Origin of the sequence: Mucilaginibacter dorajii (assembly GCF_024808255.1) — a bacterium.
Taxonomy (GTDB): domain Bacteria; phylum Bacteroidota; class Bacteroidia; order Sphingobacteriales; family Sphingobacteriaceae; genus Mucilaginibacter; species Mucilaginibacter dorajii.
The window spans coordinates 200,039-223,895 of record NZ_JANTYS010000001.1 but is presented as its reverse complement, the minus strand read 5'-3'; the positions used below and the strand labels follow the sequence as shown (position 1 = coordinate 223,895).

At 44.4% G+C, this 23,857-nt stretch carries 15 protein-coding genes; 3 read left to right on the top strand and 12 right to left on the bottom strand.

All coding sequences use genetic code 11. The features are described from left to right. Positions 1-96 precede the first annotated feature (96 nt). Positions 97-1,758 (bottom strand): alpha-L-fucosidase, encoded by a 1,662-nt coding sequence (locus FHS10_RS00755; protein ID WP_259086718.1) that lies wholly within the window; start codon positions 1,756-1,758, stop codon positions 97-99. A gap of 964 nt (positions 1,759-2,722) precedes the next feature. On the opposite strand from FHS10_RS00755, the gene FHS10_RS00750 reads away from it, so the two are divergent. Together FHS10_RS00750 and FHS10_RS00745 are read left to right on the top strand one after the other, a co-directional pair. Beyond that, complete coding sequence (locus tag FHS10_RS00750; RefSeq protein ID WP_259086717.1) at positions 2,723-6,274, top strand: FtsX-like permease family protein; 3,552 nt, start codon at positions 2,723-2,725, stop codon at positions 6,272-6,274. An 87-nt stretch (positions 6,275-6,361) separates the two neighbouring features. Then, positions 6,362-7,924, top strand: a complete 1,563-nt coding sequence (locus FHS10_RS00745; RefSeq protein WP_259086716.1) for an alpha/beta hydrolase-fold protein — start codon at positions 6,362-6,364, stop codon at positions 7,922-7,924. A 674-nt stretch (positions 7,925-8,598) separates the two neighbouring features. Here FHS10_RS00745 and FHS10_RS00740 read toward each other — a convergent pair. Further along, a complete protein-coding gene (locus FHS10_RS00740) occupies positions 8,599-8,811 on the bottom strand; it encodes an RNA polymerase sigma factor (RefSeq protein ID WP_259086715.1) in 213 nt (70 codons plus the stop codon). A 341-nt stretch (positions 8,812-9,152) separates the two neighbouring features. On the opposite strand from FHS10_RS00740, the gene FHS10_RS00735 reads away from it, so the two are divergent. Beyond that, a complete protein-coding gene (locus FHS10_RS00735) occupies positions 9,153-9,680 on the top strand; it encodes a hypothetical protein (protein WP_259086714.1) in 528 nt (175 codons plus the stop codon). Between the two features lie 294 nt (positions 9,681-9,974). Here the strand turns inward: FHS10_RS00735 and FHS10_RS00730 are convergent, their stop codons facing one another. From FHS10_RS00730 to FHS10_RS00685, 10 genes are all read right to left on the bottom strand, one after another. Beyond that, positions 9,975-10,280, bottom strand: a complete 306-nt coding sequence (locus FHS10_RS00730) for a hypothetical protein (protein ID WP_259086713.1) — start codon at positions 10,278-10,280, stop codon at positions 9,975-9,977. 362 nt (positions 10,281-10,642) lie between these two features. Beyond that, positions 10,643-12,022, bottom strand: a complete 1,380-nt coding sequence (locus FHS10_RS00725; RefSeq protein ID WP_259086712.1) for an arylsulfatase — start codon at positions 12,020-12,022, stop codon at positions 10,643-10,645. A gap of 32 nt (positions 12,023-12,054) precedes the next feature. Beyond that, the gene (locus tag FHS10_RS00720) at positions 12,055-13,497 is read right to left on the bottom strand and encodes a sulfatase family protein (protein ID WP_259086711.1); all 1,443 of its coding nucleotides are present in this window, start codon (positions 13,495-13,497) and stop codon (positions 12,055-12,057) included. Positions 13,498-13,516: 19 nt separating this feature from the next. Beyond that, entirely contained in the window at positions 13,517-14,290 is a 774-nt protein-coding gene (locus FHS10_RS00715) for a rhamnogalacturonan acetylesterase (RefSeq protein WP_259086710.1), read from the bottom strand. 8 nt (positions 14,291-14,298) lie between these two features. Further along, complete coding sequence (locus FHS10_RS00710; RefSeq protein WP_259086709.1) at positions 14,299-15,780, bottom strand: RagB/SusD family nutrient uptake outer membrane protein; 1,482 nt, start codon at positions 15,778-15,780, stop codon at positions 14,299-14,301. A 14-nt stretch (positions 15,781-15,794) separates the two neighbouring features. After that, positions 15,795-19,262 carry a TonB-dependent receptor gene (locus FHS10_RS00705; RefSeq protein ID WP_259086708.1) on the bottom strand — a complete coding sequence of 1,156 codons (3,468 nt, stop codon included), beginning with the start codon at positions 19,260-19,262 and terminating at the stop codon, positions 15,795-15,797. 169 nt (positions 19,263-19,431) lie between these two features. Next, positions 19,432-20,427 carry a FecR family protein gene (locus FHS10_RS00700; protein WP_259086707.1) on the bottom strand — a complete coding sequence of 332 codons (996 nt, stop codon included), beginning with the start codon at positions 20,425-20,427 and terminating at the stop codon, positions 19,432-19,434. A 48-nt stretch (positions 20,428-20,475) separates the two neighbouring features. Then, entirely contained in the window at positions 20,476-21,069 is a 594-nt protein-coding gene (locus FHS10_RS00695; protein ID WP_259086706.1) for an RNA polymerase sigma factor, read from the bottom strand. A 140-nt stretch (positions 21,070-21,209) separates the two neighbouring features. Beyond that, positions 21,210-21,929 carry a DUF6250 domain-containing protein gene (locus FHS10_RS00690; RefSeq protein WP_259086705.1) on the bottom strand — a complete coding sequence of 240 codons (720 nt, stop codon included), beginning with the start codon at positions 21,927-21,929 and terminating at the stop codon, positions 21,210-21,212. Next, positions 21,926-23,854, bottom strand: a complete 1,929-nt coding sequence (locus FHS10_RS00685; protein ID WP_259086704.1) for a rhamnogalacturonan lyase — start codon at positions 23,852-23,854, stop codon at positions 21,926-21,928. The genes FHS10_RS00690 and FHS10_RS00685 overlap by 4 nt, the downstream gene beginning before the upstream one ends. Between the last annotated feature and the right edge of the window lie 3 nt (positions 23,855-23,857).

The following is a 23,857-nucleotide window of genomic DNA, read 5'->3' as shown; positions in this document are numbered from 1 at the left end:
CATCATAAAATTTTTTTATCCTTATCTGCAGTTAGCAGAGGCAACTCGTTCAGTGAATTTAAAGATTTTTATTCTATGCAATTAGTTTAAAATACTTTATGAAAAAATCTTTACCGCATTCGCATAAGTTAAGTCATCAGATGTTTTTTCGGGTAAAGAAATACGCAGGCCACTTTCATTTCTTTCAAAGTTTAAAGATTGTTTTGTTGGCAGCCATTCTATCTTTTGAATTTCTTTTGTCAAATATTTACTGTTTTTTGCCAGGCTTTTAATAATTAGTTTTCCGTCTTCCGGCCAGCCCATCGCGGTAGCATAAAGTATACCGTCTTTTGTTGCGAAGCGGATATCTTCATAGGTAAACTCTTTCCCCTTGCCCTCATTGAACCCTTGTTCGCTCAGGTGAGTGGCCGCTTCCTGCGCCGGCCCTTCACCAAATATTTTCCATGGTCTTGTAGCAAAAATGCTTTCACTGTTTGCTTTCATCCACCGACCAATATCTTCAACTATTTTTCTTTCCTTTTCATCAATGGTACCATCGCCCCGTACCGGAATGTTTAGCATAAGGTTCCCATTTTTACTTACAATATCAACTAATGTTTGAATGATTGTTTTCGCTGATTTGTATCCATCACGTTCATACAATGCCCGGTCATAATGCCAGCCGCCAATGCAGGTGTCAGTTTGCCAGGGGAGTGGTTGAATTTGGTTGGCTTGCCCTCTTTCAATATCCCATACCATTGCTTTGCGTTGTTTTTCATTTAGCTTTTTTCCATTGAGTACTACCCGCAGGTCTCCGTGTTCTTTAATGCTCTTATTGTAAAGATGAGCGGCAATGCGTAAACCTGCATCACTGGCCGGCCAAAGCGGAAGCCGGTCATCGTCAAAATAAACAACATCCGGGTTGTATTTGTTGATGAGCTCTATAGTGCGGTTATAAAATTTGTCGATGTATGCATTGGACGGCGGACATACGCCATTGCTCCAATTCCATTGCTCTACGTCGAAATTATCATCTAAGCTGTTCTTGCTCAACGGGTGATTTTGTGCATACAGCTCTTGCGGATCCAGTCCATCCCACCATTTTCCTTTTCCGCTTGCCTTTGTGAGCTTTCCATCATAAGGAATGCCCTGGTAGGGGCCGGCTTTATCCGAGCGTTGTGCCACTTCGTACCAGCGCCACGCATGTGAGGCGTGGACACTTACTCCAAATGGGAGCCCGTTATTTCGCGCTGCCTTTGCCCAGCCGCCAATCAAATCTTTCTTTGGACCAATTTTAGTCGAGTTCCAATACTTTTGATATTTACTATCGTATAAATCAAAATTGTCGTGATGATTGGCAAGTGCCATAAAATATTGTGCACCTGCGCTTTTATATAAGCTCACCAGTGCTTCAGGATCCCAGTTCTCGGCCCTCCATTTATTGATCACATCTTTAAATCCAAATTTTGAAGGGTGTCCATATTTTTCAAGATGGAATTTATATTGCGGTGACCCTTCCTGGTACATGTTTCTCGCATACCAGTCGCCGGCTTCAGGCTGGCATTGAGGACCCCAGTGTGCCCATATGCCAAACTTGGCGTCACGAAACCATTCGGGTGTTTTATAATTTTGCAACGATTCCCATGTAGGTTTGAACGGGCCGTTTGCAATTGGCTCATTCAAAAGCTGATCTTCAAAAAAGCTATTGCCTAATGCCCGCGATAACCATAACGATGGCAAAGTGGCAGCGAGCCCTTTAATTAATGTTCTGCGTTTCATTTTTGAAATTATATCGGTTTATAGAAGCCCGCCGGGCGAGATCAGCTTTATTATTATAATTGAAAAATCTTATTTATTTAAACTCTACTGTTACCCCTTCTTACCCCAAGGCTATGGTTGTTGATACTTCCACATCAATTGTTCCCATCTGATGGCTTTTTACAGTAAAGTTCGGTTTATATGTAAATCGTTACTGCTGATTAGTATTTTAACGTTTCGAAGATATTGGTATTGAAATGGATAACTTTTACATTTAACGACTTTTTTTTGCACTTAAAAGACTTTTCAAATGGCTAAAGCCGCATGATTGGATAAATCACGTTTGATTGATCCCTGTTGGCCAATTTTAAAATAACCACCATCTGTGCCCTTGTCAGCGCCCATGGAAGAAAAATAAATTGGTGGTGAGTAAAGCAATTGGATATTGAGATTTTTAAGTTGCAAATACAATTCAACAATCAATAGTTCGTCTTGCGGTTAATTCATTTAAGGTGAATGAAGTTGTAAATAGCAATGCCTCTTTAAAAAATCAGGGAGGATTTTACAGTAATCTTGGGTACTACCGAACTATTTCAGCTTCCCCTAACTGGACATAATTCGAACCAAATGTTAGAGCAGTTGAAAATTTTAAACGATTTACAAGTTGCGTAAAAGGGTTCGATTCCTTTGAGCTACAAAGTCGCTTTACGAAAGTAGAGCGGCTTTTTGTTTGGTATATTTATTCGCAACAATACAACAAACCGGGTCACATATTTTTAAAGAAATTCAAAACCGTACGATCCCATGTCCGCTATCGTTACATTAATACGTACAAGCAAAATACAATTTGCTTTATATTAGTAAGTTAACGATTTGGAACGGGGATTGAAGTAAAAAAAACCTGAATGCATATATCTTCCATATCACCCCTTATGACCTGGCCTTCCTGGGAGTGATATTTATCGGGCTTTCTTTTGCGCTGCAGTTGGGATTCGCCAAAAGGATCAACCGGGCTGCAAACCGCTTTTTGAGTTTGGCCCTGATTACGATTGTGCTGTGGCTGCTTTGGGTACTGGGCAGGGACATCGGCCTTGAAGCCTATTTTTCTCATTGGAACTGGCTGCCACTGCAATTTTCACTTGCACTTGGCCCGCTGATCTTTTTTTATGTGCTTAAAATAACACGGCCAAAATACCAATTCCGTTGGAAGGATATGCTGCATTTTAGCCCCTTGTTACTGGAACAAGGGGCCCTGGTATTGGAGATTAAGGAGAGCATAAGGACAGGCGCCGCTACTTATGATACGCCGACCTTTCAGCAACTAAACCCGGTATTGCAATTGCTGGCGTTTATTTCGGTCAGCACCTACCTGTACGCATCTCATTGGCTGATAGAACGCTTTTACCGGGGCCTGAAATTTAACGGCGGGGATCGGTACCGGTACGAACTGCGGTGGCTGCATCGCTTACTGAGGAGGTTCGGCCTGTTGTGGTTATTGTGGATACCCTATACTGCCGTGGATTATTTTTATTACCATGGTCAATTAAGCATACACGTTTATTATCCTTTGTATTTCCTTTTAGCGGTAAGCTTCACCCGGGTAGCAATTGTGGCATACTTAAGACCGGAAGTTGGCGTACCGGTCGGAGCGCCTTGGTTTCAAAAACCACTGCTCCCGGTGGAGTTGAAGCAAAAGGGTACCTGGCTGAAAAAGGCCGTGAAAGCAGGTCTGTATTATCGGAACCCGGAACTCAATTTAAGCGCGCTGGCTGAAAAGCTTGACCTGACAACCCATGAGCTGTCCCGGATCGTCAATACGGTGCTCAAAAAAAGCTTTAATGATTTTATCAATGAATTTCGCGTTGCAGAGGTAGCCCACAAAATGCAGGACCCCGCTTATGATCACATTACCCTGCTGGGCATGGCATTTGAATCGGGATTCAATTCCAAATCCACTTTTAACCGCGCTTTCCGGCAAATGACCGGGAAGAGCCCGGCGGAGTATAAACAAGTGCTGAAAAAAGAGCGCCCATTTTATAACTTGAGGCGCGATCCCCATTTCGCGACGGTAAATTCGTCTCACGAAGCGATCCAAATATGGTCTTCTGAGAAATTAAACCGCAATTTCATGATCAAAAATTATTTAAAACTCACCTGGCGCCACCTGACCCGGAACAAGGTGTATGCTGCGATCAATATCATCGGGCTTGGCACCGGCATGGCTGCATGCATCGTGATCCTGCTATTCGTATTTTACGAAAAGAGTTTCGATAGCATACACCACCGTAATATTTACCGGCTTAATGACGTGGAGACATTTACCAGCACAGCAACTTCCCAAAAGACAGCCATAACCATGTTCCCGATGGGGCCGACGCTGAAAGATGAATTCCCCGAAATCCTGAACTACAGCCGCGTGGATGGTAAAAGCCAATACGAGATGACTTATGGAGAGAAAAGAGTGTTCTTTCCGCAGGCCTTCTTTGTGGATACCTCCTTTCTTCGGATGTTCGATTTTCCGCTGTTGGAAGGAGACCGGAAAACTGCCCTGCAAAAACCAAATAGCATTGTGCTAACGGAATCGGCGGCCCGGAAATTATTCGGCGCTGTGGATCCCATTGGCAAGACGGTTCAGCATTTTGGGGAGGACACCCTTGTTTATACAGTAACGGGCATATTGAAAGATGTGCCTGCCAACTCCCAATTCCAATTCGACGCCCTGCAATCTTTTAATACCATCTACAAACCGAAGTGGATGGATAAATGGAGTGATCATTGGGTAAACACTTACGTGGAGCTTGCACCTCATACCGATGTGGCTGCGCTGGAAAAAAAATTCCCCTCCTACCTGAAAAAACATCACCTGTCGGGCAAGGATATACATTACGGGATGTTCCTGCTACCGTTAAGGGACGTTCATGCAGGCGCCGTCGATATCATCTATGACGATATCAATTTCCAGAAATTTGATAAGCGCTATATCAATATTTTCATGGCCATCGGGCTGCTCGTTTTGCTCATCGCCTGCATTAATTTCATGAACCTGTCCACCGCCCAGTCGGCAGAACGGGCCAAAGAGGTGGGCATCCGTAAAACCATTGGCGCCATGCGTTCACAACTGGCCCTCCAATTCTTGGGCGAGGCGGTCCTGTTATCCCTGATCGCGCTGATTATTGCCCTCGGATTGGTGAGCCTGGCGCTGCCCTATATCAATAGACTAAGCGGGCGCGATCTGAGCGCAATTTTCTTCGTGCACCCCGGACTGCTGCTGGCTTTGTTCTTGGGAACGATCCTGCTTGGCGTGTTATCGGGTTTATATCCGGCCATTTACCTATCTTCCTTTCAGCCGGTAAAGGTGTTAAAAGGTGTCGGTGAGTTAGGCAGAAAAAAAAGCACTTTTAGGAGTGCCCTTGTGGTAGGACAGTTTGCCAGCGCCATCTTTCTGACAGTAGCTACCATTCTCGTGTTTCGTCAGTTAAATTATATGGAAAAACGGGATCCGGGCTTTGACCGCGACCAGGTTGTCACTATACGGCTACATGGCATCACCTCCGGTAAATATGCTTTGCTGAAGGAAGAATTGTCAGCCGGTTTGCTCGTGATAGGTGTGACCGGGGCGCAGGACCAGCTGGGGAGTGATGTGGGACAGCTGGGTTTCGGATTCTGGCCTGGCAACGGACCTATGCGGGTGGTGTTCACCCCTGGGCTGTTCGTTGATCACGATTATCTGAGCCTTTATAAGATACACCTGGTGGCGGGCAGGAATTTCTCCAACGAAAAGTCCGCGCTCGCGAAAGAATTCATCATCAACGAGACCCTGGGCAGGGAACTGCTCAAAGATCAGCCAGGAATGCCGTTGTCATCGCTGATCGGAAAACATTTCGGGGGTGATACTTTGTCGAGTATTGTAGGTATTTCCAGAGACTTTAATTTCAATTCCCTCCACCATAAGATCGAACCCATGTTCCTGGGCGATCTAAATCAACCGGTAGGCGGGGGATTCAGTACAATGTCGGTGAAAATAAACGGTCAGCAGGCCCGCCAGGCCCTCGCGTTTATCGAATCTACCTGGAAAAAAGTTCTGCCGGAGTATCCTTTTGAATACCAGTTCCTGGACGATCATTTTAAGGAAATATACAGGACCGATACCCAGGTCTCCCAAATGGTGGCGATCATGACCGGTCTGGCGATCTTCATCTCCTGTTTAGGGCTTTACGGGTTGGCTTCTTTTTCCATGGAGAAGCGGGCCAAGGAGATCGGCATCCGTAAGGTCATGGGTGCCTCTGTAAAGGATGTCGTCTTCCTGCTGTCCAAACATTTTATCGGGTTGGTACTGATCGGGAATTTGATCGCCTGGCCGCTGGCCTGGCTGGCGCTCCATCGATGGATACAAGGGTACGCGTACCGGGTTGCTTTCAGCTGGTGGGTGTTCGTGCTGGCAGGGATAGCTGCGCTGCTGATAGCGCTGGGGACGGTGAGCTTCCTGACGATAAGGGCGGCAACAAGTAACCCTGTAAAGAGCCTGAGAGCAGAATAGTTTTAAGCCAAATAATAAATCGTAAGGTAAAATAAGAAGTGCCATTTGAGATTTATAAAAGTAAAAGATCGCTAATAAAAACACATAATGTTCAAAAAATATCTAATAATTTCAAGACTTTATCTTGCTAAGACTAAGGTAACACCGGTCCTGTTTTTTTTAATGTCGTTCATAACGACCGGCAGTCTGAATAACTCTGCTACGGCACAAGGTACAGACGTCAATATCCGCGAGCACGGTCTGCCGGATTCTCTCCATTCGTCCATACTCAACCAGGAGCGCCAGTTTAAAGTGATCCTACCACCCGGCTATAAGCCCGGAAGTGCTGAAAAATATGATGTAATGTATGTATTGGATGGAAGTGACTGGAACACAGGAACGATCGCACAGGTGCAGCATTTTGTCGAGGATCAGGGCTTCATGCCGCCAACCATTATTGTCAGCATCGTTGAACCTGACCGGAACGCCGACCTCGCACCTACGCATTTGGACACCTGGAAAAATTCAGGCGGAGCCGATAAGTTCCTCGGGTTCCTCAAGAATGAATTGATCCCATATATTAATAAGCAGTATCCCTCCAACGGGGACAACACCCTTTGGGGGCATTCTTTGAGTGGTATGTTTGTACTTTACGCACTGGTCACTGAGCCCACTCTATTCAAATCTTTTATCGCGATCGACCCGAGTGTCTGGTGGGATAATAATTATGTGTTAAAAATGGCTGCAGCTAAACTGTCAACGCTACCATTTCAAAATACAACGTTCTTTATCGCAGGCAGGGAAAGTGATTTGAACAGTATGAAAATAGATACGCTGGAAACTATCTTAAAAAATAACGCGCCTGCAAGTCTGAAATGGAAGCTCGATGTTTATTCAGGCGAAACACACGGGTCCGTAAAATTTAAAGGCACCTATGACGGCCTGAAGTTTATCTATGAGGGGTATATCAAGAACATGCTTTTTTCTCCAATGAACGGCATTGTAATAAAAGATAAGCCTTTTAAGCTTTCCTATTATGAGGATACAACCCGCATACACTACACGGTTGACGGAACGGTCCCAACACGCAACTCTCCAAAAATTCAGCAGGCGACCACAATTAACGGCCCGGCTATGGTCACCTATAAGGCCCTGACTAACCGAAGCAGGTATGATAGAATTACTACGGGCCTTTTTACTGATGAGAAAATGCCGAAGCCGCTCTCGAACGCTAAGCATTGGCAGCATGGTGGATTTAACTACGCTTATTACGAAGGAACCTGGGATAAATGGCCAGATCTTACAAAGCTGAAACCTGCAAAAACGGGTATAACCGACAATGATTTTGATCCTGATAAGCTACCGCGGAAGAATCATTACGCGCTGGTGATCGACGGCTTACTCGAAACGAAGGAAGAAGGATATTACATTTTTGGAGTAGGTGGCGATAAAGGCAAGCTATTTATTGATAATAAGTTAGTCATTACCTGCGATGGTGATTACAAGACATCCATAGTGCCCTTATCCAAAGGATTTTACCCATTCCGGATAGAATACCTTCATCAGCACGAGGAGTATAAATTAGACTGGCAACAATATTTGACCCCAGGTATCATGGAGAGCCAAAACACGATACTCATTCCGGCCAACTTGGAATATAACAAAAAGTAAGAATAGGCAGTCGCGGGAGATGACATATCAATAGTTGACTTTGCAAACCTTGTTTTTTTAACGGCTGCCTGTATAGATCGCAGCGCGGCAGTGAGCATCATATCAATAAGTCTCCTTTGGGAGCTCAGTCAATCTCCGGCAATTTTTTCAAGTCTTCAATAAAATGGTTCCCCAGAGTGGCGTTTTTTTAAACCAATTCATTGAAAAATTAAGACGAATTGGAAATTTAGGGGATGATTTTTAAATTATTTGAACCACTAAGCTATTTATCTGCGATTTTTAAAATGAGGTTTATTCGCTTATCAACATAACGATCTGTGAGTTTGTAATTCCGACTAAGCTTCCTTTAAGGTAGCGGAGGCGATTAATATTCAGAACACTTATTGGCCTTGGTGAAGGCTTTGGCGCCGATTTTGCAAAACGATAATGAATAGTGCACCGATTTCGCCGAAAAGTGAACCAGGCAAGGGAACGACATTTTTTGTTGACTTTATGCGTCATGCATAGAATTACGAAGAAAATATAAATTAGAAATTTAATAATTAATACAATAGAACTTAGGCTCGGAAATCTCCCTCTCCGCCAGGTACATTTTTAACTTAAAAACACGGATTCGTGGTAGAATCGTGGCACTTTTAGGTTTTCAAGGGTAAAAGTGGCTGTAGAGTGGGGTTTTAGGGCGAAAGTTCGAATCCCTCTTTGTTCCATAACCAAACAAATATACCCTGTACCACTTCCCTGGCTTCCTCTTTATCTCTTAATTTGCGGTATGCAAAGAGAAAAAGCAGTTTATTATACCGCAGGTAAACGTCTTGATAGGCTATTTCATCACTCTGTTTAACCAGGGCGACTATTTGTTGATCATTAAGGTTCGTATAGACTGTCATTGCTATGCCTCAAATTCAAAAATAGTAAAATTTCACGCTAAATAAAATTGACTCAGTGGCATGAATTAATCAAACCTATTTTACGATTTTGATATCGAATATTATAAAAATCATTGCGCTATCATTTTATGGAATAATTCCTATCTTGCACGCTTAATGACAAACGCTTACCAACATATCATTGCCAAAACACAGCCGGCTACCAGCCTGCTGAACGTGATTAATATAGCTGTCATTATTATCGTTCCGATTTTACCGGGAGTGTCCTGATCGTAACCGAAATTTAAAAACGATATTGAGCCTCCCGGAAATCCGGGAGGCTTTTTTTTAATTCAAAAATCATGAAAAAGCCAGCAACATCCGAAAACCAGTTTATCTTTTCCATCTACGCCGAGGACAAAAAAGGCCTGATCGGGCAGATCCTAATCTATTTTAACCGCGCCAGCTACGACGTGCAGAGCCTGAATGTTTCCCGTACTGATATCAGCGACCTGGTAATGGTGACGCTGGAGGCGGAGTTGCCGGAAAGGGTACTTATCCCATTCCGTGAAAAGCTAAAAAAGATCGTTGAAGTGTACGCCGTGACAGTTTACCCGGCTGGTGAGGGTTTGAAAAAGACCGGCTTTTATCGCTTACGGGCTGCTGCGCTGAATGTGCAGCTTTGGGCATTAATGGCAAAGTACGGAGCAACCCTGAGCAGTATGGGCGAAAACAGCCTAGTGATCTCCAAGACCGGTTCGGATGAAGACCTGGCAGAATTGTACGCCTTGTTGGAGGGGCCGCATTTATTGGGGTTCTGTAAGAGCGGGTTGATCGTGGAGGAAAGCCTGGTGCCGTTTGAGGCCTTACCTGGCCATCAGGATGTATAGGCCTTGATCGGCGCAGGATCTCCCATTCCAGTCGGTTGTCAGAAATATCCCCGCCGGTAATTTCCCATTCGGTTTCCACCAGTTCGATCTCGGCGGAAAAACCGCCATTAATGAAAACCAGGAAACTGCCATCATTGCCCATCAGCTGGATATATTTGCGTTCATAGAACCGGTCATAGGTAAAGGATTGCACTGTATCGGGATCATTACCGAAGAGGAACACCGGCTGCTTATCCTGTAATAAATCAAGCACCTGCAATACTTCCGCTTCGCTCAGGCGCTGCCTGGTATATTTCATTCATACAGGGTTATGCCATGAAAATGCAGTTCGCCCCAAAAACCAGGATTGGCTTCGCCCTCCAGATCCACATATTCCAGGTAACGTTCCAGCCTTTCCTCAAAATCTTCGCTATCGTTATCCAGATAGCCCTGGTATAAGCGAAGGGCCTGCGTCGCCACATACACTTCGCTTTCCTGACGGTAAACGGGGAAGATATCGGCCGTTTCCATCCGACCGTTATCCCTGGTAATCTGTATTAAAGCGGGGGGAGCATAATCAGTCCTATTGAAAAAATCATCAAGTGGGCCTTCGCTTTTCATTTATTAGATCCCCCTGACTGTGCGGAATTCGAACCACCTTATGACCAAATGCGTGTTTTGAGTGATTTAGAGCGCTATTGCCCAATACTAATTGTGCGATTTTCCAACCAAATATCTACAGAAGCAACTCTATTTAGAAAGATCAAGACCGGTAAGGGGTGACATATCTAAATATCCAATAAAATATTTCTGAAACACTTTTTTACAAGTTTGCGTTGGCTAGCTACATCTTATGTAAGGTTAACCCTGGTCGATAATCCTGACGTCTCTATAATATATTATTTAAACTCATAACAAATTACCGCGTTCAATACACTTCCGTCCGGATAGTCGTCATTGGGCATCAACAAAAACCTTTTAGTTTACTTCAACGGCCAATAGGGCGATTCAGTTCTGCAAGTCTGCAGGTATCCCTTAACCTGCTTTACAATTTCCGGATGCTGTGCGGCTACATCAGCATCTTCATGTATATCCTTACTTAAATTAAAAAGCGATAGCTTACCATCTTTTATAATGGCTTTCCATTTGCCGTAACGTACAGCCTGAACATATCCTCCTTCAAAAAACTCCCAATATAAAAACCTGTCTTTTGGCTGGGACTGTGGGTTTTGTATGTATGGAAAAAGATCGATGCCATCTGTTTTAAGCACAGGTTTAGCCTTGGCTATACCTCCAAGTGTAGCCATAATATCTGTAAAATACCCTGGGGTTGCCGAAGTTGCACCTTGTTGGATCAGCTTACTGCCCCAAACAATGAAAGGTTCCCGGATACCTCCTTCGGTAACATCCCGCTTATACCCTTTTAACGGACCACTCGACTGGAAAAAGTCGGCTACTGCAGTTAGTGATTTGGTTGGTTCAGAACGGGGGCCATTATCTGATGTAAATATCACGATGGTATTCTTGTCAAGCCCATTATCTATTAGGTACTTCCTGATCTTACCTACCGAATTATCGAGATAAGATACCATGGCCGCATAAGTTTTCTCGTCAGTTGTCCAATCCTTCCCTTCATATATTGTATTATGTGGTACATCAAGTGGCGAATGCGGGTTGGAATGGTTAACCATAACAAAAAAAGGCTTCTTATTATTCTTATGCCCATCTATAAATTTAATGGCATCGTCGGTAATGATCTCACTTGTATAATATTTATGCTGTCCATTTTGATTTTCAGGTACGGGAACTACTTTCCCATTGCGGTACCATTGGTCAGGCCAGTAGGTGCTGGTGTAAGTTTGGGGATAGGCAACCAGCCACCCATAAAAATAATCGAACCCGTGGGCTAATGGAGTTGCAAGTGTATCAAAGCCGTCCACATGCCATTTGCCCACAAGCCCGGTGGTGTACCCGGCATTACTAAGTACATTTCCTATCGTCTGCTCCTGCGGCAGTAAACCTGCACGGTAAATAGTTTTGCCTTCCTTACCGCCCGGCAAGCCACCTTTGATGGTCATATTACCGCGAATAGTAGCATGGCCGGTATGTTTACCGGTAAGTAAAACGCCCCTTGACGGAGAGCAAACCGGCGCACCGGCGTAAAAATCGGTGAATTTTGTACCTTCTTTTGCAAGCAGGTCAATATTAGGGGTCAGTATTTTTGTTTGCCCGTAAGCTCCTACATCGCCGTAGCCTAAATCATCGGCCAGGATAAAAACAATATTGGGGCGTTGGGTTGTTTGGGCTATCGCGTTAAAGCGGCCAAGCAGCAGCAATAACAACAAGTATTTTATAATTTTCATAAGGATGATTTTTTCATTGATCAGTAGATATTTTATTTAACAGGCGCGGGAGGCAATGGCAATGGAATATAGTCCTGCTGGAGGATCATCCATTCGTTCAGATACGTTTTGTAGGTATGTTCCGCATCTTTATAGGCAGGGTCATCGTTGAGATTATTCATTTCGAGCGGATCTTTTTCAAGATCATAAAACTCAAACATGGGGCGCTCGTTGCCATTGTTAAAATAAAGCCGCTCATATGGTTGCTCCAACTTTCCAGCCTGGTGAAGTGCTTTGATCTTTTTCCATGCCGGGCCCTCATCAAAATCAACCGGGGTATAGGGAAGCTGCCATAACGCGTTATAGATAAGTTTATATTTTTTGGAGAATACAGTACGACTTAAGTCGAAATCAAAAGTAGAGTTTGGAAGCCGTGTGCCATGTGCGCCTCGCTCGGCATAAATGTGATCATAGTTTTCAAAAGACGGATTGTTGAAAGCACCTTTGAAACTTTTCCCCGTAAATGTCGGGGGAACAGCAGCACCGGTCATATCCAAAATGGTTGGCGCGATGTCTTCGCCTGAGATCAAAGTATTGGAAACCGAACCACCTTTAATATGCCCATCCCATTTAATAATAAGCGGCACATGCAGACCCAGATCATACAGAGTGCCTTTACCTCTCAATACTGCGCTGCCGTTATCGCCCATAAAAATGATGATGGTATTTTGATATAGTTTCCTTGCTTTTAGCTCAGCTATTACTTGGCCTGCTAAGGAATCCATTCTCGAGATCTCACCCATATGTCCGGCAACATGCTTGCGTACCTCCGGCAGATCAACCATACCCGCGGGCATTTTGATCTTAGATGAATCAGGTTCAAAAGTGTAAGCATTGTAGGGATAATGCGGATCATTATAACTTACCTGGATAAAGAAAGGCTTATCTGGCGGTTTCTGATCCAGGATCTCCTTCATTTCGGGTAAGGCGGTAAAATTGCCCCCTATCTTTACATAATCTACCCTATCCTTAAACGTACGAAGATTGTATTTTTTAAAAACGGCCTCTGTTTCGGGCGAGGTACCGGAACCGTCCAAATGATAATTACGACCGCAGATGCCGGTATAATAACCCGCTTTCCTTAATATTTCGGGATAAGTGATGATATCCCTTGGCAACGTATTGGCAAATCTCGACATCCGGATATCTACCGGTGCCCTGCCCGTCATCAACGAAGCTCTTGACGGCGTGCATTGCGGGGAAGTGGTAAATGCATTGGTAAACCGCATACCCTCCTGGGCCAGCTGATCCAGATGCGGCGTTTTCACATCCTTATTTCCATAAGCGCCCATAAAAATCGAACTATGATCATCCGAAAGGATCAGCACCACATTAGGCCGTTGCGCGCTATTTTGGGCGAAGGAGGACAGGCTACCTGTAAATAAGCCGATAACAATGAATAGCTTTTTTAAAATCGCTGATATGCTATTTTTCATAGATAGATTTTAAAGTTCTTCACTTTTTTAGGAACTCGTTTAATTTGAGACCAGGAATTAACCGGATGCCATCTGCTATCGATTCGGCGTTGATCCTCGCTCCTTCCCTGTTGGTATGGGTATGATCTGCCGGGAAATATGTTTTAACCTGTTCCGGGCCAAATGCATCGTACTTTCGTGCGGTTATCCCGTTCAGGTCAATAAAAGGGATTTGCTCTTCCCTTGCTATCTCTGCAGCCCATTTGCCATAATCCTTATTAGCTAATATCACTTTACCTTCAGCCCACTCATTTCGTGGGATCATGGATAGTATAATAGGGTTTGCTTTATGGGCTTTTGCCGCTCTTACAAATTTCCGTAAGTACCAACCATAGGTATGCACTATTTCATGGGTTCCATCAGTCCAGTTAAGCAAAACGCTGTCTTTACCTGTTCCTTTAAGCACTCCACGATAACCTGCTTTCGAGGTATCAGGAACAGCGCCTTCATTATGGCCAAACTGCATCATGACATAATCCCCAGGCTTTAAAAGCGAATCAATATGTGCCCAGCGGCCTTCTTTTAAAAAAGTGCGTGTACTTCTACCGGGAATAGCCAGGTTGCTGATTTCAATCTTTGTAGTGTCCAGAAAATCGCTGATCAGCGTTCCCCAGCCCCATTTAACCTGGTTAGTGTTCTTCACCGTAGAATCCCCGATGATGTATAAGGTCGGCCGCGCCGGTAAGGAAAATTCCATTACCAGCCCGGCAACCACCATCAGCAATAATGCTTTTGTGATGTTTTTGACAAGCATAGCTCAAATCAATTATACCCTGGGTTTTGTGTATATAAACCAGCCTTGGTCTGTATTTCAGATGCGGGAACCGGGTAAATAACGTAATTGGCCACTACAGGATTAATGGTAGTTATCGCGTCAGATTTGATCCAGGCATTCATCACATCAACTGCCAACCCTTCCCTCACCAGATCGTTCCAGCGCGAACCCTCGCCTGCAAACTCTCGCCTGCGCTCTTCCATTAAAGTGCTTAGTGTTACATTAGAAACCGCTGATAAACCGGCCCTGTCCCTCACCTTGTTCACAATACCATCCACATCAACCTGCGAGCCTGAAGCACCATGCAGAATACACTCGGCTTTCATCAGCAGGATATCGGTGTAACGAAGCAGGATAAAATTGATAGGCCAGTCGGTACCGCTGGTGCCTTTTTTAGTGATATCGATATACTTTTTGATAAAAGGGCTGCTTGTATAAGTTGTTGCCACGTTAAACGCATAACGTTTATCCGTTCCGCTTGCGGTGTACGATGTTTTTAAATTATTGGTGACACCAAAGCTGCTGGCACCATAACCGTTACCGTAGGTGTTGGAAATGCCAAGACTGGTCCAGTAAGCTACCGGGGCCAGATCGCTCGGGAAACCAGCCCCGTTAATGCTGCTGGCATATTGCACATCAAAAATCACTTCTTTATTATCTTCATTACTATATGAAAATATAGAGGTGTAATCACTCAGGAAACTGTATTGGTTGCTGGCAATAATATCATTGAACTGTGTTAATGCTTTATCATATTCATTACTGGCTAAACCGGGACCTTCTACACCATAGTTTGGCCCCGAACGGGTAAGGTAAACCAAACCTAATAACCCCTTTGCTGCATATGAAGTTGCCCTGCCTACATCGGCACTGGTATAAGAAGCAGGCAGATTGGCAACAGCATATTGCAGGTCATCAAGTATCAGCTGATATACTTCGGTTATTGAACCACGGGCCACGCTGTTTACTTCGGTAGCTGTTAGCGGTGTGGAAATAACAGGAACCTTACCAAACAAACGCAGTAACTGGAAATAATAAAAAGCACGCAGGTAGCGGCATTCGGCCGTGTAACGGGTTACGAGGGCGGTGTTGTTTATCACGCTACCCTTATCAGTTAATGCCTGCAAAACGGTATTGGCATTAAAAATTCCGTTAAAATTGGTTTTCCAGGCGTTGGTTACAAAAGCAACCGTTGTGATATTGGGCGAAAAGTTATTGATGCCGTCCCAATCGCGGTTACCGTCAGATACGGCATTGATATTATCGCTACGCATCTCTCCGAGCCAAAGCAATTGATCAGGCACGGATTTTAACTGCGAATAAACGCCATTCACTCCCTGTAGAAAATCGTTGTTACTGGTAAAAAAGTTTGTTGTGGCCAGGTTTGATACCGGCTGCTGGTCCAGTTGCTTACTGCAGCTGCTTATCACAGCTACTAATAATAACAGGATATATATCTTATTTTTCATTGTTCTGTTCTTTGTTAAAAGCTGAAGTTAACGCCTAAGGATGCGGTTTTACTTAAGGGCATAGCGCCGTAATCGCCGGGTAGTGCGTAGCTGCTGTTGCCGCTTACATTGGTATTTTGTGCCTCTGGGTTTACACCGCCTTTGTATTTATCATGTCCGAAATAATTTTCAAGCGACACATAGATTCTGGCGGCACTTATCCCTTTCGTATCCTTAAACAACTTTTTAAGATTGTAACCTAAAGTGATATTCTGAACACGGATAAAATCGGTAGAGTAGATCCAATCGGAAGTTACGTAAGGAACCGTATAGGTTGAGCCAAATTTGCCGCGCGGAGCATTGTAGTTTTGGTTATCGGGTGTCCATCTGTCGCGCCAGATACCTAAAACGTTTGCGGTTGTACTGCCCGAAAAATCGATAGCCCTGCCGAGGTACGATAACATGGAACCGCCTTGCTGACCATATACCAGTACGCTCAGATCAAAATCATGATATTTGAAAGTATTGGTCCAGCCCCAAGTGTAATTAGGCGTTGGATGCCCGTACACCACCCTATCTGCAGCGCTGATCACGCCGTCGTTATTGGCATCGAAGAACTTGGGATCGCCAACGGTTTCATTCTTAACCTTAGCCACCTGCGGGTTAGCAATATCAGCTGCTGTAAGGATGCCGGTTACTTTGGTTACGTAGTAACTAAAAGCAGGCAAACCTTCCTTAAGCAAATAAGGCGCATTGCTGCCGCTATAGGCGGATGCTATCTCAATCGGCGCATGATCTGCCCCTAAAGCAGTCACGGTATTTTTGTTAAAGGCGATATTGGCATTCATTGACCATTGAAAAGCCGCCGATTTAATATTAATGGTAGTCAAGCTAATCTCCAGGCCTTTATTAACCACCGCACCAATGTTTTGCAAGCTGGAACTAAAACCACTGGCCGACAATACCGGCAGGTTAAGCAGCAAGTCGCTATTCTTTTTATGATAAGCATCCACCGTTAAATTGATGCGGCTGTTTAGCAGGCTTAAGTCCAAACCGGCATTATAGGTGGATGAGGTTTCCCATTTCAGGTTAGGGTTGGCAAGGCCCGAAACAACCTGCCCTGTAGCAGCCACAGGCGTGTTGCCGCCAAAGCTGTAATTGCCATTGGTTAGTGTTGGGATAGAATTATAATCGCCTATATTGTTATTGCCCGATTTGCCCCAGCTAAAGCGGAGTTTCAGATCATTGATCGGTTTTACATCTTGTAAAAAAGATTCCTGCGATACCCTCCAGCCCACAGATGCCGACGGGAAAGTTCCCCAACGGCTGGCAGAACCGAATTTTGATGATGCGTCGCGCCTTACTGTTCCTGATAACAGGTACCTATCTTTATAAGTATATTGCAAACGGCTGTAATAGGAGAACAGGGTATTGTTACTTTCGGTATTGGTACCTGTGTAGGTAACGCCGGCAGCATTGGCAATAGCGTTATTTAACGTGGTAATATTGTCGTTTGCAAAACCGCCTGCTGTTGCAAGGCTTACCGTTTCGTAGTGAACGATGTTGTATGATACCCCTGCAAGTGCTGATATGTGATGATCCTGCGCTATAGTTTTATCAAAACTCAGGGTATTCTCATTCAGGAAATTTTGTTTTTTTACCGTAGCGTAAGATCCTGTTGAGTACAGGCCGGGATTGGTAAGCAACGAAGACGCCGCCCCAACGGTAACCTGGTCAGATGTGTATTTCTTGTTGTTCCTGTCTACACCATCATAATTTACGGTCGACTTTAAAGCGAGGCCCGGTATGATCTGGTATTCGCCGTACAGCGATGCCAAAAGCCTTGAAGTTTTAACCTCATTAATGGCGGTGTTAAGAAATGCATAAGGGCTGATCAGCTTAGGGCTGGCCCAGGTATAAGTTGCATTACCATAAGCACCGGTATTAAGCCCCGTTGAACTTTCAACAACGGGCACCATTTGCGCCAGTTTCATCAGCTGGTTATCCTTGCCTTCGGCAGGTGGTGAGTTGTTTATAGAATAGGTTGGGGCAAGGTTTATCCCAAACTTCAGCTTTTTGCTGGCATTAGCTTCTACATTTGCCCTTAAACCGTAATTGACATAGTTAGAATTGATCAGCGTGCCATTTTGGTTAAGATAATTGCCGGATATAAAGTACTTCACATTTTCGTTTCCGCCGCTTGCCGACAGCTCATAGTTTTGATAAGGAGCATTGCGGTACACTTCATCCTGCCAATCTACATAAGTTAAGCCAGGATGACCGGCCTGCGCCCACCTCGGATCGGTCATGTAACTGGTGTTAACCGTACCAGCGGCCAGCCCTAATATCGCCGCACGTTGATCATTGGTTTGATCTGCCGTGCGACCTGCACCTGAATTTACCCATGCTGTATTGGCTACGGTAGTCGCCATATCCACCCATTCATTGGCGCTAAGCAAGTCCAGTTTTTTTGCCACTTTGCTGATGCCCGATTTGGCGTTAAGGTTTATTTTCACTTTGCCAGACTGCCCTCTTTTCGTGGTGATGATCACCACGCCATTAGCAGCCCTTGAACCGTAAATAGCGGCTGCCGATGCATCCTTCAATACCTGGATGCTTTCAATATCATTGGGGTTAAGGTCATCCAGGGGGTTATTGCTGAATCCGCCGTTTGAACTTTGGCTGGCCACATCCAACGGAAAACCGTCGAGCACGTAAAGCGGTTCGTTTCCAGCTGTAATTGAACCCGAACCACGCACCAGGATACTTAAACCGGCTCCGGGCATCCCCGTTTGCTGGCGTACCTGTACGCCGGGCATCTGTCCTATCAGCGCTTGCTCCACACGGTCAATAGGCTTTTCCTCTACGTTTTTAGCATTGAACGAAGCTACCGCTCCTGTAATGTCGCTGCGTTTTTGGGTGCCATAACCTACAACCAATACTTCATTCAGGCTGCTTTGATCGGGTATCAATTTAACGTTTACTAGCTGATTTTGGCCAATGTTAACCTCCTGGGTTTTAAAACCAATAAAGCTGAATACAAGCGTAGCATTTTCATTAGCAGTTAATTGAAAATCACCGTCGGCATTAGTGGATACGCCTGCGGTATTCCCCTTTATCCGTATGCTTACCCCGGGCAAAGGCGCTCCTTTTTCATCTGTTACGCGCCCTTTTACAGTAACCGGGTTTACCGCGTCGCCGGCACCGGCAATCACAATTAGGTTATCATTTAATAGCTTGTAATGCAATGTTGTATTATTCAACATCTGCTTCAATACTTCGGCCACGGTAATATCCTGCGCCTTCACCGTTATTTTTTTATCGGAAGGAAAAAGGTTGTTACTATAAAAAAACTTATATTTTGATTTTGACTCGATCAGTTTGAGGGCCTTGTCCAGGCTGGCATTTTCTACAGAGATCGTAATTTTACTATCCTGAGCATACACTTTAGCCGATACCTCCATATAGGTGGCCAGTATCAACACGAACGTCAATTTTGTCATTAAAAGAACTTTAGAAGCCATAGCGGACCTACTCCGGCCTGGCTTTCGGATTTTTTGCATAATATTGTAATGATTTGTTAAAAAGGGGACCGGTTCCAACGCCAATTGATCTCTGGTCCTGTTGATTAAAATCAGGGGAAGTACTTCAAGGTATTTCCCTCTTTTTGTATTAGTAAATTACGATGGTATTATCGCCCTCCTTCCTGTAATTAAAATGCCCGCTTAGCATTAAAGCCTGCATAACGGTTTCAAGGCTGGCATTATCCAGCGTACCGGTAAATCTTAAATTATTCATTTCAGGTTTTTGTATAACAAACTTTATATCAAACCACCGCTCCAACCGGGGGGCCAGGTCAGCAAGCCGCTCATTTTCAAAACTCAGGCTATTGTTTCGCCAACCTGTTTCTTTTACTAACTGTGATGCAGCTGTTTCCTTCACCATATTTTGCGGATCAACAGCGGTATTTTCTTTTTTGCCGTCTGCCTGAGAAACATCCGACAAAACAAATTTTTGATTTGGGCGCAACATCACCTGTTGCCCGCTCCGGCTGCCGTTATTGATTGTTACCCGTACAGATCCACGAATCAGTGATGCCTCCACCTGCGGATCACTTGGGTAAGCTTTAACATCAAATACGGTTCCTAATACCCTGATATCAATATTGTTGGTATGCACGGTAAAAGGGCGTGAAGCATCATGTTTAATCTCAAAGTAAGCCTCGCCCGAAAGCGTGATCTCCCTGCTGTGATTACCAAAATGTTCCGGATAACTCAGCTTGCTATCGGCATTAAGCCAAACTATGCTGCTATCTGAAAGTACAAGCTTGCGCCTTGCTCCCTTTGGGACCGTAGCATAGTCGAGCGCTACTGTTTTTTGACGGCCGTTATAGAATTGCCAGGTTAACAACATACAACCACCAAGCACTATAGTAGCCGCGATTTTGTAAACAACCGATAAGCTTCTGTTGACACCATGGGCAGATGTGGTTTTAGAACGAAGGTCTGCAAGTAGTTCCTTCTGTTCCCAGGCTGTTAACAGCGCCTCCGGGGGGAGTGGTTCCTGTTCAAAAGCCGCATACCAGTCAAACAAAGCCTTTTCCTCTTCGGGACTGGCCTTACCTGAATTTACTTTTCTTAATAATTCCTGAAAATCTTTCCTGGTCATTTGTAGGTAAGTGTTTGAGAATAGCCCTTACCCCCAAAGCCAGATCAATTAAAATTGACGAAGAGAATAATGGATTACTAAAATAAGCGCAGGTAAAAAATCGGCAAAGTTTACCCTTAGCTTTCTAAGCGCTATGGTAAGCTGATTTTCTACTGTTTTGGGGGCTATAGCCAGTTTTAAAGCAATCTCCTTTGTTGATAGATGCTGCATCCTGCTCATCGTGAATATTGCCTGGCATTTTTCAGGAAGCTGCGCAACACCGCTGGATAATACCATCGAGATCTCTTTCTCGGTAACGTTGTTTTCGGTGTTACAACAGACAGGCAGTTCGTGTTCCGAATCAAACAAATCTTCGTGTACGCGTGATGAACGAATAGTTTTAAAAACCTGGAACCGGGTAATGGCATTCAAATAAGCATCTAATGCCTGAATATCCTGGGTGTGCCTTTTTGCCCACAACTGAACGAAAATTTCCTGAACGATATCTTTACAAACAGCTTTATCCCTTAGCATTTTAAAAGCATGACCATACAAACGGTTAAAGTACTTTTTGTAGATCACTTCAAATGCTTCAGAATCATCCTGCCTCAGCAGTTCAAGCAGCTCCTTATCCGTGCGATCCTGAATTTTCTGTAGTAACATCGGGGTAATTTTGGTCAAATATAACAAAGTCTATAGATTTTATAGACAATTGTATTATCAACACTTAATTTTTATGGATTTATTATTTAAATGACCTTTTATTTACAATTTCATAATGGCAATTAACCCCTGGTAGGCTGCTAATTGATGGTGTAAATTTTCAGGTTACTGATCTCCTGATGAGATTTTGTAGACCGGAAGCCGAAATAACCTTCCGTTAACGGCTCCTTATCCTTGAAGCTAAAAAACAGCTTTCCGTTTATGGTGTAACTCAATTCGCCGTTATGCACTTTAATTTCAATGTGATAAATTTTATCAGCAGTTAGCAAGTGCTCCTGGTCGTTGTATTCGGCCAGAAGATTTCGGTTACCCAATCCATCATATTTTCTGAAACGGGTGGTAGTGTTTGAGTTACCACCCATGCCAACGTAATACAGTTTCAAGGAATTATATTCGTCAAGTTGCCCGTTCCTTTGGGCCAGGCTATCAGCATGAGGTTCTGAAGCCATGAAAAATTGGTTAAGATCAGAAAGCCTGTCAAATACGCCATTCCCAACGATAATTTTCCGGTCATAGCTAATCAGCAAATCACCTGTTAGCTTGTTTTTAAGCCATACCGTCACGCCTGCTCCTGTATTGAGCACCAATTTATCGTTTTGAGTGTTAACCGATGATCCTGGCGAGTTTTCCAGTTCTACTCTCCATAAGGTAGTATCAAGCGGTTTTGAAAAATCATCTTCAAATATTAGTGTTTCATTTACCTTACTATCAACCTTGTGCCGCTTAAAACCTATCTGAGCTTGTGCCTGAGTTATTTGGATTACCACCAATATTGCTAAACCATAAATTAATTGCTTCATTTCTTTTCCTGCTTTTGTTTAACTATGGTTACCGGCTCTTTAACAACTTTATGCATACCTGCTCCCAAATAAAAACCGGGATGCGGCGGCTGATTATATCCAACATTTTGCCCGGCAACAGCGGTACGGTATTGCGGATCCTGCATCAGGGTTGCAAATCTGTACGCTGTTGGTATTACTGTTGAATAAATACGGAGTTCTTTATTATCCTTTGTTCGCCATATCACTTCTTCCCGCCAATCTCCAAACAAGTCGGCACTGAGGCATGGCGTTGCTTTGGTTCCGTTATTTGCTACGCAATCGGTAGCTGTAAGCAGGTTTACAGTGCGGTTGTTATTCCAATCCCATTTATCAATGCGGTTTTTATCCAGCAGTTCGCGGGTGAGGTCGGCATCCCACCATACCACAAAATTGGTTGAAGATGGTACCACATCACTTATGGTTTTGCCGTTGAGATCGCGCAGGCCTCCCGGGCCACCCCAGTTTTCAAAACCCGGATGCGTGGGGTCGATATCAGCCGCTACTCCCCTGCCCACATCAACGTTACGACCAATAGCAAACCTTACTTTGCCTGTGCCCGCGTCAAATAAAGCTACACCAGGCCTTGGCGGAGTTTTCAGCGTATCTTCTATTTCATGAATACCGAAAACCTGCACGCTATTACTTTCCGGATCCATTTTGGCTACATGAAGCGCATCGCCATGGCCAAAGCCTGTAGAATACAAACCCTTGCCATTATCGTCAACGGTCATAGCGCCCACGCAAATTTCATCTTTTCCGTCGCCATCTACATCTGCAACACTAACGCTATGGTTAGCCATGCCCGAATAAGGATTTTCCCTGTTCTTTGAATCGAACACCCAACGTTGGCTGAGTTTTCCAGCATTCCAATCCCACGCAGCAATTACTGTACGGCCGTACCAGCCGCGCACAAAAAAGGCGTTTGGATGTTTCCCGTCAAGATAAGCAACGCCGGCAGTAAAGCGGTCAGGGCGGCCACCGGTACTATCATTCCCACCATTACCTCCTGTACCTCCCCAGCCATTAAGCGGATATCTGTCGGGAATATAACTTTTAGTGGCTAAAGCCGCACCAGTTTTCCCCTCAAACACCGTCAAATACTCCGGGCCGTCAACAATTTTACCGTAACAACCCGAAGTTTTATCATAGGTACGCCAGTCCTTATCAGCGTTACCGATTACTTTACCCTTGCCATCAATCGTACCATCGGCAGTTTTAGTGATCAACTCGGCTTTGCCATCACCATCAAAATCATAAACCAGCACTTGCGTATAGGCTGCTCCCGACCTGATATTTTTACCCAGGTCGATACGCCATAACCTTGTGCCGTCCATTTTATAGGCATCAATGATCTGATTGGCGGTGAACCCGGTTTGAGGCGGGTTTTGTGCGTTTGTGGGGTCCCATTTTAAAATGATCTCATATTCCCCATCGCCATCCAGATCGGCAACGGTAGCATCATTGGCATTATAGGTGTAAGCCCTGCCATCCAGGGTGCCGCCTGCAGGCTGCTGTATCGGTACAGAAAAATATTGTTTTGGTGCAGCGCCTGCCAGGATGGTTGCCGGCTTTGATCTTGCTGATGCTGGCTTATTAACCGGCTCTACATACCAGGTATTGTCTGTGGCTAAATTAGCCGTACTATCGGTGTAGTTAGTTCCTTGTGTTAGCGGCAGCTTGTTCAGCTTAATGATACGCTGTCCTTTCTGCTCTCTGAAAATGTTAAACCCTATACCCTCAGATTCACTGGTGAGTAAACGCCAGCTCAGGAACACGTGTTTGTCATCATATTTCATGGCTATCAACCCGCGTTTAAGGTACTCCACTTGCTTTTGTCCGAGAACGCGGGTACCAATACAAATGAAAAACAAGAAGAAGAGTATTTTTATGTAGGGATGTTTCATGAT